The organism is Pseudomonas sp. MWU12-2029, from assembly GCF_023242425.1.
GTDB classification, from domain to species: Bacteria; Pseudomonadota; Gammaproteobacteria; order Pseudomonadales; family Pseudomonadaceae; genus Aquipseudomonas; species Aquipseudomonas kribbensis.
On record NZ_JALJDY010000001.1, the window covers coordinates 183,665 to 197,763 of the forward strand.

Consider the following 14,099-nt stretch of genomic DNA (forward strand, 5'->3'; position numbering starts at 1 on the left):
GGTCGCCTTTTTTCGGTAGCCGAACGCGGTTCAATCCGCCAGCCAGCCATATTCCCAATACCGCAGGTTATCGCCGCGCAGTACATAGTCACGCAAGACCACCTCGCGCAATTCGTCACCCATGCGGTAACTGGCATCGGGATCGGCCAGGTGCATGCGGATCGCTTGCAGCCACTCGTCCGTACTGTTGGTCTTGATCCGAGTGCACGGCAAATAACCGCGATACGCCTCGGTGTCGGTGCAGATCACCGGATAACCGCAGGCACCGTACTCCAGCAGTCGCAAATTGCTTTTGCAGTCGTTGAACACGTGGAATTCCAGCGGGGCCAGGGCCAGATCCAGGTTGAGGCTGGCCAGCTTCGCCGGGTAAATCTCCAGATCGATCACGCCGTGGAATTCATGCATGTAAGGAAGCAGATCATCCGGACACATGCCGAAGAAGACCCAATCGACTTCGTTGGCCAACTCGCGTACCACATCGGCGATCACGGCCAGATCACCGTGGTGACTGGTGCCGCCACCCCAACCGACCCGCGGTTTTTTCGAGGTACGACGCTGGCTGCGCAAATGGCTCCACAAATCCTTGGACAGCATGTTCGGTACGACACGAATGTCGTGATGCATGTCTGACAGCACGTTAGCCAGTGGCTGGGTCGAAACGACCACTCGATCACACAGACCGATGGCACGCCGCACCATACGCTCCATGTCCTGTTTGCTCGGCATGTTGCGGATGTGCGCATTGCGATGCGGAACGTCGATCACATAGTCATCGAGTTCGAAGATGCGTCGCGCATTGAAATACTTTTTCAACGGCGGAATTTCATCGATGGCGTGTTCCGAATAACGCCCCTGCAACACGATCACGTCAGGCGACTGACGCTCGATATCGATGATCGACGGCAAACCGTAGCAAATGCGCCCTTCGACTCGATTGGCCGCCTGCAGCTCGATCATCGGCTGGCTCATGCGGTAATGCCCGATGGCAGAGGCATTGATCGGTACGACCAGTACATTCGGCAACTGCGCCTTGGAAAAGGCGCTCCAACCGGTACGCAGGCCAGGCTCAAGGCTGAAGTTGGTGGCGCCTACACCGTGCAACGTCAGGTTGGTGTTGTAAGCCGGATCACGGGCGATGGCCGGCAGCCAACGCTGATAGAAGGTGTCCCGCTCCTCGGCAATCAGCGTTTCCTCTTCAATCGTCGCCGCAACGTTCGGGCGCGCACCCACTGCCAGTATGGCGTGGGGGTTCATCACCACCAGGTAGCCATCGCGACCGACCCGCAGACACAGATCCACAATGCTCAATGTCTGCTTCAGATCCTGCTCGTCGAGCCCACCCGCACCGTCGAAGACCGACTTGCGGATCAACACGCAATCACCACCCACGGCACTCAGGTCATGCACCGCTTGCAGGCGGAACATGTACCCGTCCGACTGCATGGGCTGGCCATAGAACGGCAGCCCGACCGGTCCGTTCAGGCCGAGAATCAGACCGGCGTGCAACACACCACCGTCCGGATTGAACAGCTTTGCACCGACCACGCCGACTTCCGGGCGCTGCGCATGATTGAGCAGCTCATCGAGCCAGTCGGCCTGGGTGATCACTGCAAAGGCATTGAGCAGCAGAACGTACTCGCCACGTGCCTGGCTTACCGCAAAATTGTGTACGGCCGCAGCATTGCCCTTATCCGGATAGCTCAGCACGCGAATCCGGTCGCTGCCCAATTGCGCCATGCCGTCCAGCCATGCCCGCGCCTCGGCGCTTTCACTACCGTTGTCGACCAGGACTATTTCGTACTCGGTGTAAGCGGTCTTTTCCAGGAGCGTTTCGACACAGCGTTGCAATGCAGCCGTCTGGTCCTGGGTGACAATGAGCACCGATACCAACGGGCGTCGGGCATGGTGATAATCCACACGGTTGAGCAGTTCGCTGCCGCCACGACGGATTTCATGGGCAACCCCCAGCCGCTGCAGATGCGCTTCGAGAATCCGCGAGCTCTGCGCCACGACACCCGGTTCGGTAAGCCACTGGGAGAGGTCGAATTTGGACTCCAGCAACACCTCGGCAATATGCCCTACCACTTGCAGACCGTCGCTTTCGACCATTCGCCACAGCACATCATGCGCAGCCAGCTCGGCAAACGCCGGCGCAAAACCGCCGAGTGCCAGGAATCGCTCGCGCTTGAATGCCAGAGCCCGGCCGACGTAGGGGTAGCTGCGCATGAGGTCCAGGTTGAAATCCGGCTTGAACGCGGGTTCAGCCGACTCGCCGTTGCGCAGGCTGCCCTCGTCGCTGTAAAGACAGGTCAGGGACGGGGAATGCGCGATCCGGTCGGCCATGACCAACAGCGCCGGTGCAGTCAGGCGATCACCCGGCTGCAACAGATAGAACCAGTCGGCCCCATCGAGCTGCGGCAGCAGGGCGTTGATCTGCTCCAGCCCGTCATCCTGCAACGGCATATGGAAAACCCGCCCGTCCAGGCGTGCCTCGTGACACGAAACGGACAGCACCAGGGTCAGCTCTGGCGGGTAATCCTGAGCTGCGAGCGCTTCCAGTGTCCGCTCCAGACCATCGCGACTGCCCTGCTGGTCAATGACGACCGGCACAATCCGTGGCTGATGCGGCCAGCTGGCGAGTGTTTCCGGCAGCCACTGACGCTGCGACTCGGTGAGCGCCCGGCATGCCAGCCACTGCGAGTACAGTTCGCCGAAGCTGTAGCTGTTGACGCCGACGCCCCACTCCTGGCGGCTCTGCTTGGAGCCCAGGGTTCGACTCAGGGGCAGCTCCTGCCAGACACGGGGCGATTCATCGACCCCGGTCAACGGAACATAGCGTACCCAGCCCGGTGCCGGCGCCGACTCACCACTGCGCGCCTTGAGCATTTGCGAAATCCACTCGCGCTCGACTTCTGTGGCATCTTTCATTGGCTGCTGTGCGCTCAACCGCTCCGGATAGAGGCGTTCGGCACTCAGAACGTTGTTGGAAACCGCCAGGTTGCCGCGTCGCAGCAGGCAGACATACAAGGCAAAATCCAGTGTCGCGACGAAGCAGGCAGCGTCTTCGGTCAATGCCGGCAACAGCTCGAGCACATCGGCACGACGCATCAGGACGTTGCTGAACCCACCGAGAACGTTGACCGGGAATTTTTCAAAGATGCCCAGAACATCGTCGCCCTTGAGCAATGCACTGACGGGCGACAACGGGGTGTTTTCAATACGCGCCGGCAGAATGATGTCGTTCGCATCCCAGAGCAGCCGCTGCGCCACCACCAGGCTGACTTCGTCATGCCGCATCTCATGGACCTGCTGCTCGATGCAGGCGGAATAGAGCAGGTCGTCATCGCACAGAAACTTGATGAACTCACCCTGCGCCTGCCCGAGACAGGCCTTGAGGTTGCCGACCAGCCCCAGCGTCCGTGGATTGCGCACATAACGTACGGCCACGCCGGACTCACCGCTCACTGACACTACGATATCTTCAATCTCGTTGCCGCGACTGTCATCGCACACGATTATTTCGAGATTGCCGTAGTTCTGGCTCACGGCACTGTTCAAGGCACGTTCGAAAAAACGCGGATTGAAGGCGGGAATGACGAGACTGACAAGGGGGAGTGAATTCACGGCGGACTCGCAAGCGGCGGGAACCCGCCCGGAACAGCGAGCCCTTTGAAACCGCAAAAGAAAACAGAAAATACAGAACGGTCAGAGCAACCGGGCGCTCGCGCGCCCGGCCAGTGTCAGATCTTGTTGAACAGGCCTAGCTGGCTGATTTTGCTGAACGCCAGTTGCGAGGCCTGCAGCATGGTCTGCTGCAAGGTCAGACGCGTCATCACGTCGGCAGGATCCGAATCACGGATCGAACCCTGAGTCGTGGTGTTGGCCTGGATCAGACTCTGGTTGGTGGTGTTCTGGTCGTCGAGCGACTGCCCGCGCGCACCGATCGACGTCACCGCCGTACCAATCTGATTGGCCGCGCTGTCGATGTTGCCCAGCGCAGACTCCATCTGGCCCTGGAATTTCTGTTTGGCGACCGGATCGCCATCGATCGGCGCTTTCAGTGCAGTGACCATCTGGCCCAGGGTATCGAGCACGTTCTGGGTCTGGTGGTTGTTGGACTGGATCGAGAACTGATCACCTGCGCCCGGCGTACCGCCGATGGTGAAGGTCACGCCCGCCGCCGTGGCGTTTGCGCCAACCATGGTGCCCGACGAAATCGGCTTGCTGTCAGCGGTGACCGGCGCCGCGTACAGATCGAAGTCGGTGGCGCTGGTGAACTTCAGGATCGCACCGCCGCCCGACGGGAACGTGGCGTCGTAGGCGCCCTGGTTGGTCACGCCGGAGCCGGTGATGACCGCGGTGGACGGGTTGCCCGGGCTGCGCGCGGTGGTGAACGAGTCAGGCGTGGCCGACAGCTGGAAGCTGTGACCGGCGATGACGGCATCCGGGTTGGTGTCGCCGGCCTTGAGGTTGATGTTCAACTTCAGATCGACGCCGCGGAAGCTGACGGTCTGGTTCGCACCGTTGCTGTTGCTGATCAGACCGTTCTGGCTGGCTTCAGTAGTCACGTCGTTGCCCAGGGCATCGGTGATTTTCAACTGGGTGCTGCTGACAAAGCTGACGGTATACGGCTGGCCACCGGCAAACTTGGCGTTATAGGTAGCGCTGGAGCCGACGATACCGTCGGTCAATACCACGCGACCGTCATCGACAGCCGGAGCGGTCATGGTGGTCTGAGTGCGGTTGGTATTGATGGTCTGCTGGAAAGCATCCCAACCGGTGGTGTTGGTGCCGACCGACATGCCATCGCCGATGTTCAGGTTGATCTGGGTCTGGTCACCGTTATAGGTGTAGGTGCCATCGGCATTCTGCGAGTACGGCGCAGTATCGGTCTTGGAACCGGAAAACAGGTAGTTGCCGTTGGCATCCTTGGAGTTCATCAGGCCCAGCACCTGCTGCTGGATCTGGCTCAACTCGTCGGCGTAGGCCTTGCGGTCAGCGTCGGTGGCAATGCCGTTGTTGGCGGCCAGGCCGATTTCCTTGGCGCGCTGCAAGGCCGTGGTGATCGAGCCCAGCGTGGACTCCTGCACGGTCAGCGCACTCTTGGTGGTATCGATGTTGCCCTGGTATTGCTCGAGCATAGAAGCTTGCTGACCGAGCTTGAGCAGGCGCCCGGCGCCGATCGGATCGTCGGCGGCGGTGTTGATGCGTTGCAGGCTGCTCGCCTCGTTCGCAGTGGCGACAGCCTTGCTGTAGTTGCGCTGATATTGAGCAGCTTGTGTCGCGTAATACTGAGCGGTGGAAATGCGCATGAATTACGACTCCTTAAAGACTGTTGATCAGCGTTGCGAAGGTTTCCTGCGCAGCCTTGATGATTTGCGAAGAGGCGGTGTAGTACTGCTGATACTTGACCAGGTTGCCAGTTTCTTCGTCCAGGTTGACCTGGGACAGCGAATCGCGCGCGCCTTGTGCCTGATCCAGAATCACCGTGGTGGCTGCGCTGTCGGACTTGCTCTGAGCCGCCTTGGTACCAACGTTGGTCACCAGTTTGTTGTAGGCGTCGGTCAGGCTGATGCCCTTGCTCGCCGTGCCGGTATCCACGGTCTGTTTGGTCTGCAGGCCGACCAGCGCCTGCGCGTTGCGGTTGTCCGAAGAGGCCGCGCCGGTCAGATTGATCGTGAAGGTTTCGCCTGGCTTCGGCGTCGCGCCCACGGTGGTCTGCACGGTGAAGGTTTTCTGCACATTCGGCGTGACCGAGGTATCCATCACCGGAGCACCGGTGGAATCGACCATGCCGATTTTCAGGTTCAGGGTGTTGGCCTGACCCGGCACGATGGTGCCGGTACCGATGGTGTTGCCCTTGGCGTCGACCATGTTGTACGACTGGCTGCCGCTGGCGACCGCCCCCATGACCAGTTTGACCGGCGTCGAATACTTGAGCGCATTCTGCAGCTCGGTCTGGGAGGCCGGGTTGGTGATGTCGAGGGTGTCGACCAGCGTCGGCTGGGTGTAAGTGCCGGAGTTGTTGGCACTGGCCACGCCAGTCAATGGTGCCGCCGCCGCGATTTTCTTCGGATCGGTGAGCACGGTCTGAATCGTGGATCCTGCGTTGCGGGTCGGCGTCACCTTGAAGGTGTCACCGGCACTCAGCGCACCGCCATTGAGGGCCAGGGTGAAACCGTCGATCACTGGCGGTGGCGTGGTGGTGGTGCTGAACGACCCCATGTCAGTCCCGTCCGAGCGCTTTACCGAATAGTTGGTGGCGCTGGTGAAGGTGACCTGGTAATCGCTGGTGGTCAGCTTGCCGGTGTCCTTGATGGTGACATTCAGGTTGCCCGAACCCGCGCTGTTGCCTGGCGAAGCAATGCTGCGCTGGCTGACCAGTGCGGCACTGTTGATGTCATTGAAGATCGGCGCGCCGAAGTCACCGTTCTTGTCGATGCCCTGGGCTTGCTGGCGATTCATCTGGTCGGCAATGACCAGTGCTACACGGCCCAGCTCGTTGAGCGAAGGGTTCAGCACTTCATTGCGATAGGTCAGCAGACCGCCGATTTCGCCGCCGCTCATCGCCGAGGTGATGTCGATGGTGCTTGAACCACGGTCCATCTGGATACCCATGCGCGTCGGGTCATCCTTGCCTGGAACGGTGCTCAGGGTGTTGGTGGTGTTACCGACGACCAGTGGCTGGCCGGTGCCGATATACACGTCGAAACTGGTGCCACGCTCGACGACTTGTGCACCGGTCAACTCGGAGAGCTGGCGCACGGCTTCGTTACGGGTGTCGAGCAGATCGTTCGGCTGGCCGCCGCTGGTGGAAATCTCGCCGATCTTCTGGTTCAAGTTGGCAATCGAAGTGGCCAGCTTGTTCACCTGGGAAGCCATGTCCGACAGGTTGCCGTTGATCGTGGTGTTCTGATCGTTCAGCTGTTTGGCCAGGGCGTTGAAGCGACTGGTCAGCGCCTGCGCACCGGTCAGCACCGACTGACGGGAAGTGTCGTCGGTCGCCGAGGTCGCTACACCTTGCATCGAAGTGAAAAACTTCTGCAGTACACCGGTCAGGCCAGTGTTGGTGTCGGACAGCGAGGCGTCCAGCGCGGTCGCCTGGGCACCGTAAGCGGCCGCTTCGCTGTTGAGCGAGGTAGCGGTGTGCAGTTGAGTTTCGAGGTAAGAGTTGTACACCCGGCGCACGTCGGCCAGGGTCGTGCCCGTGCCGATGAAAACGTTGCCGACCTGCTGCGAGGCCTTGGTGCCCTGCACGGTTTGCTGGCGTGAATAACCGGCGGTGTCGACGTTGGCAATGTTGTTACCTGTCACAGCCAGAGAGGACGAACTCGCGGCCAACCCCGACATCCCGATATTGAGCAAACTCATGATTCAAACCTTACCTTGTGTTTATAAAGGCGTTGTTGAAACGCCGGCCGCAGCGTAGTTCTGATTTACCGTCATCTGCCTGGCAATCTGCGAAATCTTGCTTGCGTAGTTCGGGTCGGTTGCGTAACCGGCCTTTTGCAACTCGCGTACAAACTGTTCTGGGTTATCGGCCGACTTCAGCACATCTTGATAGCGATTGTTGCTCTGCAGCAAAGTCACCAGATCGTGGAAGCTGTCCTTGTACGAGGCGTAGGAACGGAACTCGGCCGTCTCCTTGACCATCTGCCCGTTGCGGAACTCGCTGGTGATCGCCCGGGCCGAATCGCCCTTCCAGTTGCTGCTGGCCTTGATGCCGAACAGGTTGTGGCTGCTGGTGCCGTCCTGGGCACGCATGACCGATTTGCCATAACCGGTTTCCAGTGCGGCCTGAGCCACCAGATAACGCGGATCGACGCCAATGCGCGCCGCCGCCTCTTTGGCCATCGGCAGCATGGTGTTGACGAATTCGTCGGCGTTGCTGAACGCCTTCTTCGCCGGCGCCAGCGGAATCTGCGCCATGGCCCGACCGTAAATCTGCATCTGTCCGCCGGAGGCCTTTTCCGCCTCGGCGCGGGCCAGCCAGTCGCCGTTGTACAGCGGACCGGAACCGGTGGCGGCAGCCATCGTGTCGCGCTGCGGCAATTGAGTGGCTGTGGTGTTCGTAGCCGAAGGCACCAGACCGGCGAGCAGGCGATCAGCCAGTTTCGGCGGCAGCGCCAGGCGACGCTGGTTGATCATTTCCATGTCATTGCGATGGGCCAGCTGGGTGTTCGGCGCATGCACCGAACGCGAAGCCCACAACGGACGCTCGCCATTGAGGCGCGACAGCGGACCATTGGTGGCCACGGTGCCGGCGGCAATCGGCGTTTCCACCGCAGCGGCCTTGGCCAGCGCTTCCTGCTGCTTGGCAGCGGACGCGGCGGCGGCCTCGCCCGGCGCCATCGGTTTGTTCTTCGACATCTGCTTCATCAGCACGTCGGCCAGACCGATACCACCACCCTCGCGGGACAGGGAAACGGCCAGTTGCTGGTCGTACATTTCCTGATATTGCTTGGCTGCCGGGGTGTTGAGCGGGTTGTCCTGGCCCAGCGCTTCAGTGGCCGAGCGCATCGACTTGAGCATCTCGCCCAGGAACAGCGATTCGAATTCCTGCGCCACCTTGCGCATGTTGCCGTCGCTGTTCTTGTCGCCGACCTTGAGCTGGTTCAGGCGATTGAGGTCGGAGTACGAACCCGAATCGCTGCTGCTGACCAGACCGCTTTTGCGCATATCCATGGGCGGCGTCCTCAGATCACGATCAGGTCGGCTTGCAACGCGCCGGCCTGCTTCAGTGCTTCGAGAATGGCCATCAGGTCACCCGGTGCCGCGCCGACCTGGTTCACCGCCCGCACGATTTCGTCGAGGGTGGTGCCCGGGCCGAACTTGAACATCGGCTTGGCTTCCTGCTGGGCGTTCACGCGCGAGCGCGGCACCACGGCGGTCTGGCCGTTGGACAACGGGCCAGGCTGGCTGACGATCGGGTCTTCGGTGATGGTCACGGTCAGGCTGCCGTGGGTCACGGCGGCCGGCGAAACCTTCACGTTCTGGCCGATGACGATGGTGCCGGTACGGGAGTTGATGATGACTTTCGCCACCGCCTGACCCGGATCGACTTCGAGGTTTTCCAGGATCGACAGATAGTCGACGCGCTGGCTCGGATCAAGCGGCGCGGTGACACGGATCGAACCGCCGTCGATGGCCTGAGCAACGCCAGGGCCGAGCATGTCGTTGATCTTGTCGACGATGCGCTTGGCGGTGGTGAAGTCGGAACGGTTGAGGTTCAGCGTCAGGCTGTTGCCCTGGTTGAAACCGCTCGGCACCGAACGCTCGACCGAGGCACCGCCGGGGATGCGACCGGCCGACGGAACGTTGACGGTGATCTTCGAACCGTCACGACCTTCGGCGTCGAAACCACCCACCACCAGGTTGCCCTGAGCGATGGCGTAGACATTGCCGTCGATACCCTTGAGCGGAGTCAGCAACAGGGTGCCGCCACGCAGGCTCTTGGAGTTACCGATGGACGAAACGGTGATGTCGACCTGCTGACCCGGCTTGGCGAACGCCGGCAGATCGGCACTCACCGATACCGCCGCGACGTTTTTCAACTGCACGTTGCCCGATCCCGGCGGCACCTTGATGCCGAACTGCGAGAGCATGTTGTTGAAGGTCTGCAGGGTGAACGGGGTTTGCGTCGTCTGGTCGCCGGTGCCGTTAAGCCCGACCACCAGACCGTAGCCGATCAACTGGTTGGAACGCACGCCGGAAATGCTGGCGATGTCCTTCAGCCGCTCGGCTTGTGCGTTGAAGGCCGCCGACAACAAAACGGCAGCCACCATGAGGCTCTTGAAATTCAACTTGGCCACCTAGAAAGGGAACAGCGGGCTGAGGAAGAAACGGTCGAACCAGCCTGGCTGACTCGCATCGGCGAACGAACCGGTGCCCGAGTAGGTGATGCGCGCATCGGCGACCCGGGTCGACGACACGGTGTTGTCGGTGGCGATGTCATCGGCACGTACGAGGCCGGCGATTCGCACCAGTTCATCACCGGTGTTGAGGGTCATCCACTTCTCGCCGCGCACGGCGATGATGCCGTTGGGCAACACGTCGGCGACGGTCACGGTGATCGAGCCGGTCAGGGTGTTGCCCTGGGCCGCCTTGCTGTCGCCCTTGGTCGCGCGGTCGCCGCTATAGCCGACGTCCAGGCTCAGATCGTTACCGCCCAACGGGTTGTTGGTGGTGCCGCTGCCGCCGAACAGCGAAGTCAGGCCGATGCCGGTCTTGCTGTTCTTGGCCACTTGCGAGTTGGCGTTCTTGCTGGCCTGAGTCTTCTCGTTCAGGGTGATGGTGATGATGTCACCGACCCGGAACGCCTTGCGGTCGCTATACAGGTTCTGTTCGAAACCGGCCTGATAGATCGAGCCGTTGTTGGCGGCCGCCGGCAACGGCGTACGCGGCAACACCGGGGCGTAGTAAGGGTCATTGGGCTTGGGCGTCGGAGCGACGCAGCCCGCGAGCGAGACGACCCCACCCAATGCCAGAACAGATACGAAGCGTTTCATGACCCTTACCTCACGGTGTTGCAGGCGGCCTCATGGCCGCCTCATAGACTTGATTACAGATTCTGCGTTACGAACGAGAGCATCTGGTCGGCGGTGGAGATCACCTTGGAGTTCATCTCGTAAGCGCGCTGAGTGGTGATCATGTTGACCATCTCTTCCACGGTGCTCACGTTGGAGGTTTCCAGGGTGTTCTGCAGGGTGGTGCCGAAACCGTTCAGGCCCGGAGTACCGACTTGCGGCGCACCGGAAGCGGCGGTTTCCAGGAACAGGTTGTTGCCCACGGCTTGCAGGCCGGCCGGGTTGATGAAGTCGGCGGTCTGCAGGTTGCCGATCACTTGTGACGCGGCGTTGCCGGCAACGGTGATCGACACGGTGCCGTCACGGCCGACGGTGAAGGTCTGGGCGTTGTTCGGGATGACAATCGCCGGCTCCAGTGCGAAACCGCTGGCGTTGACGATCTGGCCGTTGGAATCGAGGTGGAACGTACCATCACGGGTGTAGGACGTGGTGCCGTCCGGCTGCAGGATCTGGAAGAAACCACGACCGTCAATGGCCATGTCCAGCGGCTGCTCGGTGGTTTGCAGGCTGCCGGCGGTGAAGTTTTTCTGGGTGCCGACGATGCGCACACCGGTACCCACTTGCAGACCCGACGGCAGTTCGCTGTCCTGGGTCGACTGGGCGCCTGGCTGACGTTTGATCTGATACAGCAGGTCCTGGAACTCGGCGCGGTCACGTTTGAAACCCGTGGTCGACACGTTGGCCAGGTTGTTGGAAATGGTGGTCAGGTTGGTGTCCTGGGCGGACAGACCGGTTTTGGCAACCCATAGAGCCGGAAGCATTCGATTCTCCTCGTGCGCCTGTTTTACGGCGCGACGTTCTGATAATTAGCTGATCTGCAAGACCCGAGCCATGGCCTGGTCGTCGTCTTTGGCGGTGTTCATCATCTTGACGTGCAACTCGAACTGCTTGGCCAGGGCCAGCACCGAGGTCATCTCTTCCACGGCATTGACGTTGCTCGACTCCAGGAAACCCGACACCAGTTTGACGTTGGCATCGGCCGGCGCAGGCTGGCCGTCCTTGGTGTAGATCGAACCGTCCAGGCCCTTGTTCATGTTCTTGATGTCCGGGTTGACCAGCTTGATCCGGTCGACTTCGGCCATGACGCGCGGGCCTTCGCCCATCGCACGGATACTGATGGTGCCGTCTTCACCGACTTCCACCTGCTGCTCCGGCGGAATGGCAATCGGACCGCCATTGCCCATGACCGGCATGCCGTTGCCGGCACGCAGCACGCCAAGGGCGTCGATATTCAGGCTGCCGGTGCGCACGTAGCTTTCGCCGCCATTGGGGTTCTGCACGGCAATGAAACCGTTGCCACTGACGGCCACGTCGAGGTCACGCCCGGTCTGCACCAGCGAACCCGGAGTGAAATCGGTGGCAGGCCGTTCGCTCATGGCAAACGCACGCGCCGGAAAGCTGTCACCGAACACCGGCATCGAACGCGCCTGCTCCAGGTCGCGCTGAAAACCATTGGTGGAGATGTTCGCCAGGTTGTTGGCATGAGCCTTTTGCGCCAGTGCGTTCTGGCTGGCGCCGGTCATTGCCACATAAAGGTACTTGTCCACACTCTTTCCTCTGCATGCCGGACGTTTGCCGCCCACCGCTGTACTGCTGAGCCACAAGCAATTTGCAGACCAACTTTTTTCTGGCGGCCAGGGACCCGATAAACAAAGGACTTGAGGGGTTTTGCGGGAAAGAAGGAAATGTATCGAAGACGAAAAACCGGCGGTGTCATGCCGCTTCGCGGCAATCAACCAGGCCGGTCGGGATCACTCGGACGCGTCTTTGCCGACTTCGTATTCACGCAACTTGTTGGCAATGGTCGTATGGGAAACCCCAAGCCGCTTGCCCAGTTGCCGACTGCTCGGGTGCTCGGAATACAAACGCTCCAGCACCGCTTTCTCGAAGCGCCCGACAATCTCGTCCAGCCCGCCTTCGAGGGAGAAATCGCCAAGCGGCTGACGCACTCCATAGTCCGGCAGACGAATATGCTCGGCCTTTACCGTCCCGCCATCACACAGCGAAACCGCCTGGAACAGCACGTTCTCCAGTTGCCGCACGTTGCCCGGCCAATGGTAATGGCTGAGCCGGTCCATCGCCGCCGGTGCCAGTTTCGGCAGCGGGCAACCGATCTGCCGACTGGCCTGATCGAGGAAGTGCTCCACCAGCGGCGTCAAACCGTCGAGGCATTCGCGCAATGGCGGAATGTGCAGGGAAAGCACGTTGAGGCGGTGATACAAATCCTGGCGGAACTCCCCTCTCGCACACAGCTCCGACAGATCCACCTGAGTGGCGCAGATCACCCGCACATCCAGATAAACCTCTTCATCACTGCCTACACGCCGGAAGCAACCGTCCTGCAGGAAGCGCAGCAATTTCACCTGCAGGCGCGGGCTCATTTCGCCGACGCCATCGAGGAACAGCGTGCCGCCCGCCGTCAGTTCCAGCAGCCCGAGCTTGCCTTCGGCCCGCGCACCCTCAAAGGCACCGGGGCCATAGCCGAACAGTTCGGTCTCGGCCATCGACTCCGGCAACCCAGCGCAGTTGAGCGCCATCAACGGCGACTGGCCGCGCGGGCTCGCCAGGTGACAGGCCCGCGCCAGCAACTCCTTGCCGGTTCCGGTTTCGCCTTCTATCAATAGCGGCGCATCCAGTGGCGCCATGCGCCGGGCTTCGCGCACCACCGCCGCCATCACTTTCGAGCTCTGGAAGATGCTGTCGAAGCCACGCAACTCCTGCTTGCGCACGTTATAGATGCGCTCACCGACCCGATCCGCCCGGTGCAAGGTCAATACCGCACCGGCCATGGCCTCGCTGTCATCGTGCTCCGATTGGAGGGGAGCGATGTCGGCCAGAAAGATGTCGCCCTTGACCTTGACCCGCATGCCGTTGATTCGCGACTTGTTGGCGCGCACCAGTTCCGGCAGGTCGAAGTCTTCGGCGTAACGCGACAGCGGAATCCCCGGCACCTCATCCACCCGCACGCCGAGCAACTGCGCCGCCGCACGGTTGGCGGCAACGATCGAGCCGCCCATGTCGATCGACAGCACCGGAAACTCCAGTGCACCGAGCAACGCGTTCAGCTCCATGTGCCGGCGCTCGCTGGGCATCAGCCCTACCCGCTTCACACCAAACACCCCGGCGATGGCTTCGAACTTCGGCCGCAACGCCTGGAACTGCAGGTTGATCAGATTCGGGCAATGCAGATAGATCGCGTTGCCGTGCTCACCGCCGACCTCGCCGCGGGCGACGTTGATCCCGTACTCCACCAGCAGATTGAGAATGTCGCGCAGGATGCCGATGCGGTTCTGGCAATGGACTTTGATACGCATATAAAGGCCCGAAACAGGTAAAGGGGCGGATTTTTCTCTGCCGCCCGCAAGATAGTCGTCAAGATTATGTGACAGACACAGGTCGTTTCAAACCCGCGAATCACCGCAATCACGACTTATCGCACAAAGCGTAACGATAATTTTACGATTTAAAGAGACTTTTCCTACTCGAGCGATCTTCAACCTGCTGCAACACGGC

9 protein-coding genes are annotated in these 14,099 nt (G+C 61.0%); all 9 read right to left on the reverse strand.

Translation table 11 applies throughout. The annotated features are described in order from the left end of the window. Positions 1-30 precede the first annotated feature (30 nt). The 9 genes from M5B44_RS00885 to M5B44_RS00925 all read right to left on the reverse strand — a co-directional run bounded on the left by M5B44_RS00885 (position 31) and on the right by M5B44_RS00925 (position 13,900). Positions 31-3,624: a glycosyltransferase gene (locus tag M5B44_RS00885; protein ID WP_248737971.1), complete on the reverse strand. Its 3,594-nt coding sequence runs from the start codon at positions 3,622-3,624 to the stop codon at positions 31-33. A gap of 116 nt (positions 3,625-3,740) precedes the next feature. Continuing rightward, the gene (locus tag M5B44_RS00890) at positions 3,741-5,312 is read right to left on the reverse strand and encodes a flagellar hook-associated protein 3 (RefSeq protein WP_248737972.1); all 1,572 of its coding nucleotides are present in this window, start codon (positions 5,310-5,312) and stop codon (positions 3,741-3,743) included. 13 nt (positions 5,313-5,325) lie between these two features. Then, positions 5,326-7,371 (reverse strand): flagellar hook-associated protein FlgK, encoded by a 2,046-nt coding sequence (gene flgK / locus M5B44_RS00895; protein ID WP_248737973.1) that lies wholly within the window; start codon positions 7,369-7,371, stop codon positions 5,326-5,328. A gap of 21 nt (positions 7,372-7,392) precedes the next feature. Then, positions 7,393-8,685: a flagellar assembly peptidoglycan hydrolase FlgJ gene (gene flgJ, locus M5B44_RS00900; protein WP_248737974.1), complete on the reverse strand. Its 1,293-nt coding sequence runs from the start codon at positions 8,683-8,685 to the stop codon at positions 7,393-7,395. An 11-nt stretch (positions 8,686-8,696) separates the two neighbouring features. Further along, positions 8,697-9,785 carry a flagellar basal body P-ring protein FlgI gene (locus M5B44_RS00905; RefSeq protein WP_065260802.1) on the reverse strand — a complete coding sequence of 363 codons (1,089 nt, stop codon included), beginning with the start codon at positions 9,783-9,785 and terminating at the stop codon, positions 8,697-8,699. A gap of 27 nt (positions 9,786-9,812) precedes the next feature. Next, entirely contained in the window at positions 9,813-10,508 is a 696-nt protein-coding gene (gene flgH, locus M5B44_RS00910; RefSeq protein ID WP_007965503.1) for a flagellar basal body L-ring protein FlgH, read from the reverse strand. A gap of 53 nt (positions 10,509-10,561) precedes the next feature. Next, positions 10,562-11,347 carry a flagellar basal-body rod protein FlgG gene (gene flgG, locus M5B44_RS00915; RefSeq protein WP_007958342.1) on the reverse strand — a complete coding sequence of 262 codons (786 nt, stop codon included), beginning with the start codon at positions 11,345-11,347 and terminating at the stop codon, positions 10,562-10,564. Positions 11,348-11,392: 45 nt separating this feature from the next. Next, entirely contained in the window at positions 11,393-12,133 is a 741-nt protein-coding gene (locus M5B44_RS00920) for a flagellar basal body rod protein FlgF (protein WP_248737975.1), read from the reverse strand. 204 nt (positions 12,134-12,337) lie between these two features. Continuing rightward, positions 12,338-13,900 (reverse strand): sigma-54-dependent transcriptional regulator, encoded by a 1,563-nt coding sequence (locus tag M5B44_RS00925; protein ID WP_085710425.1) that lies wholly within the window; start codon positions 13,898-13,900, stop codon positions 12,338-12,340. Positions 13,901-14,099: the final 199 nt, after the last annotated feature.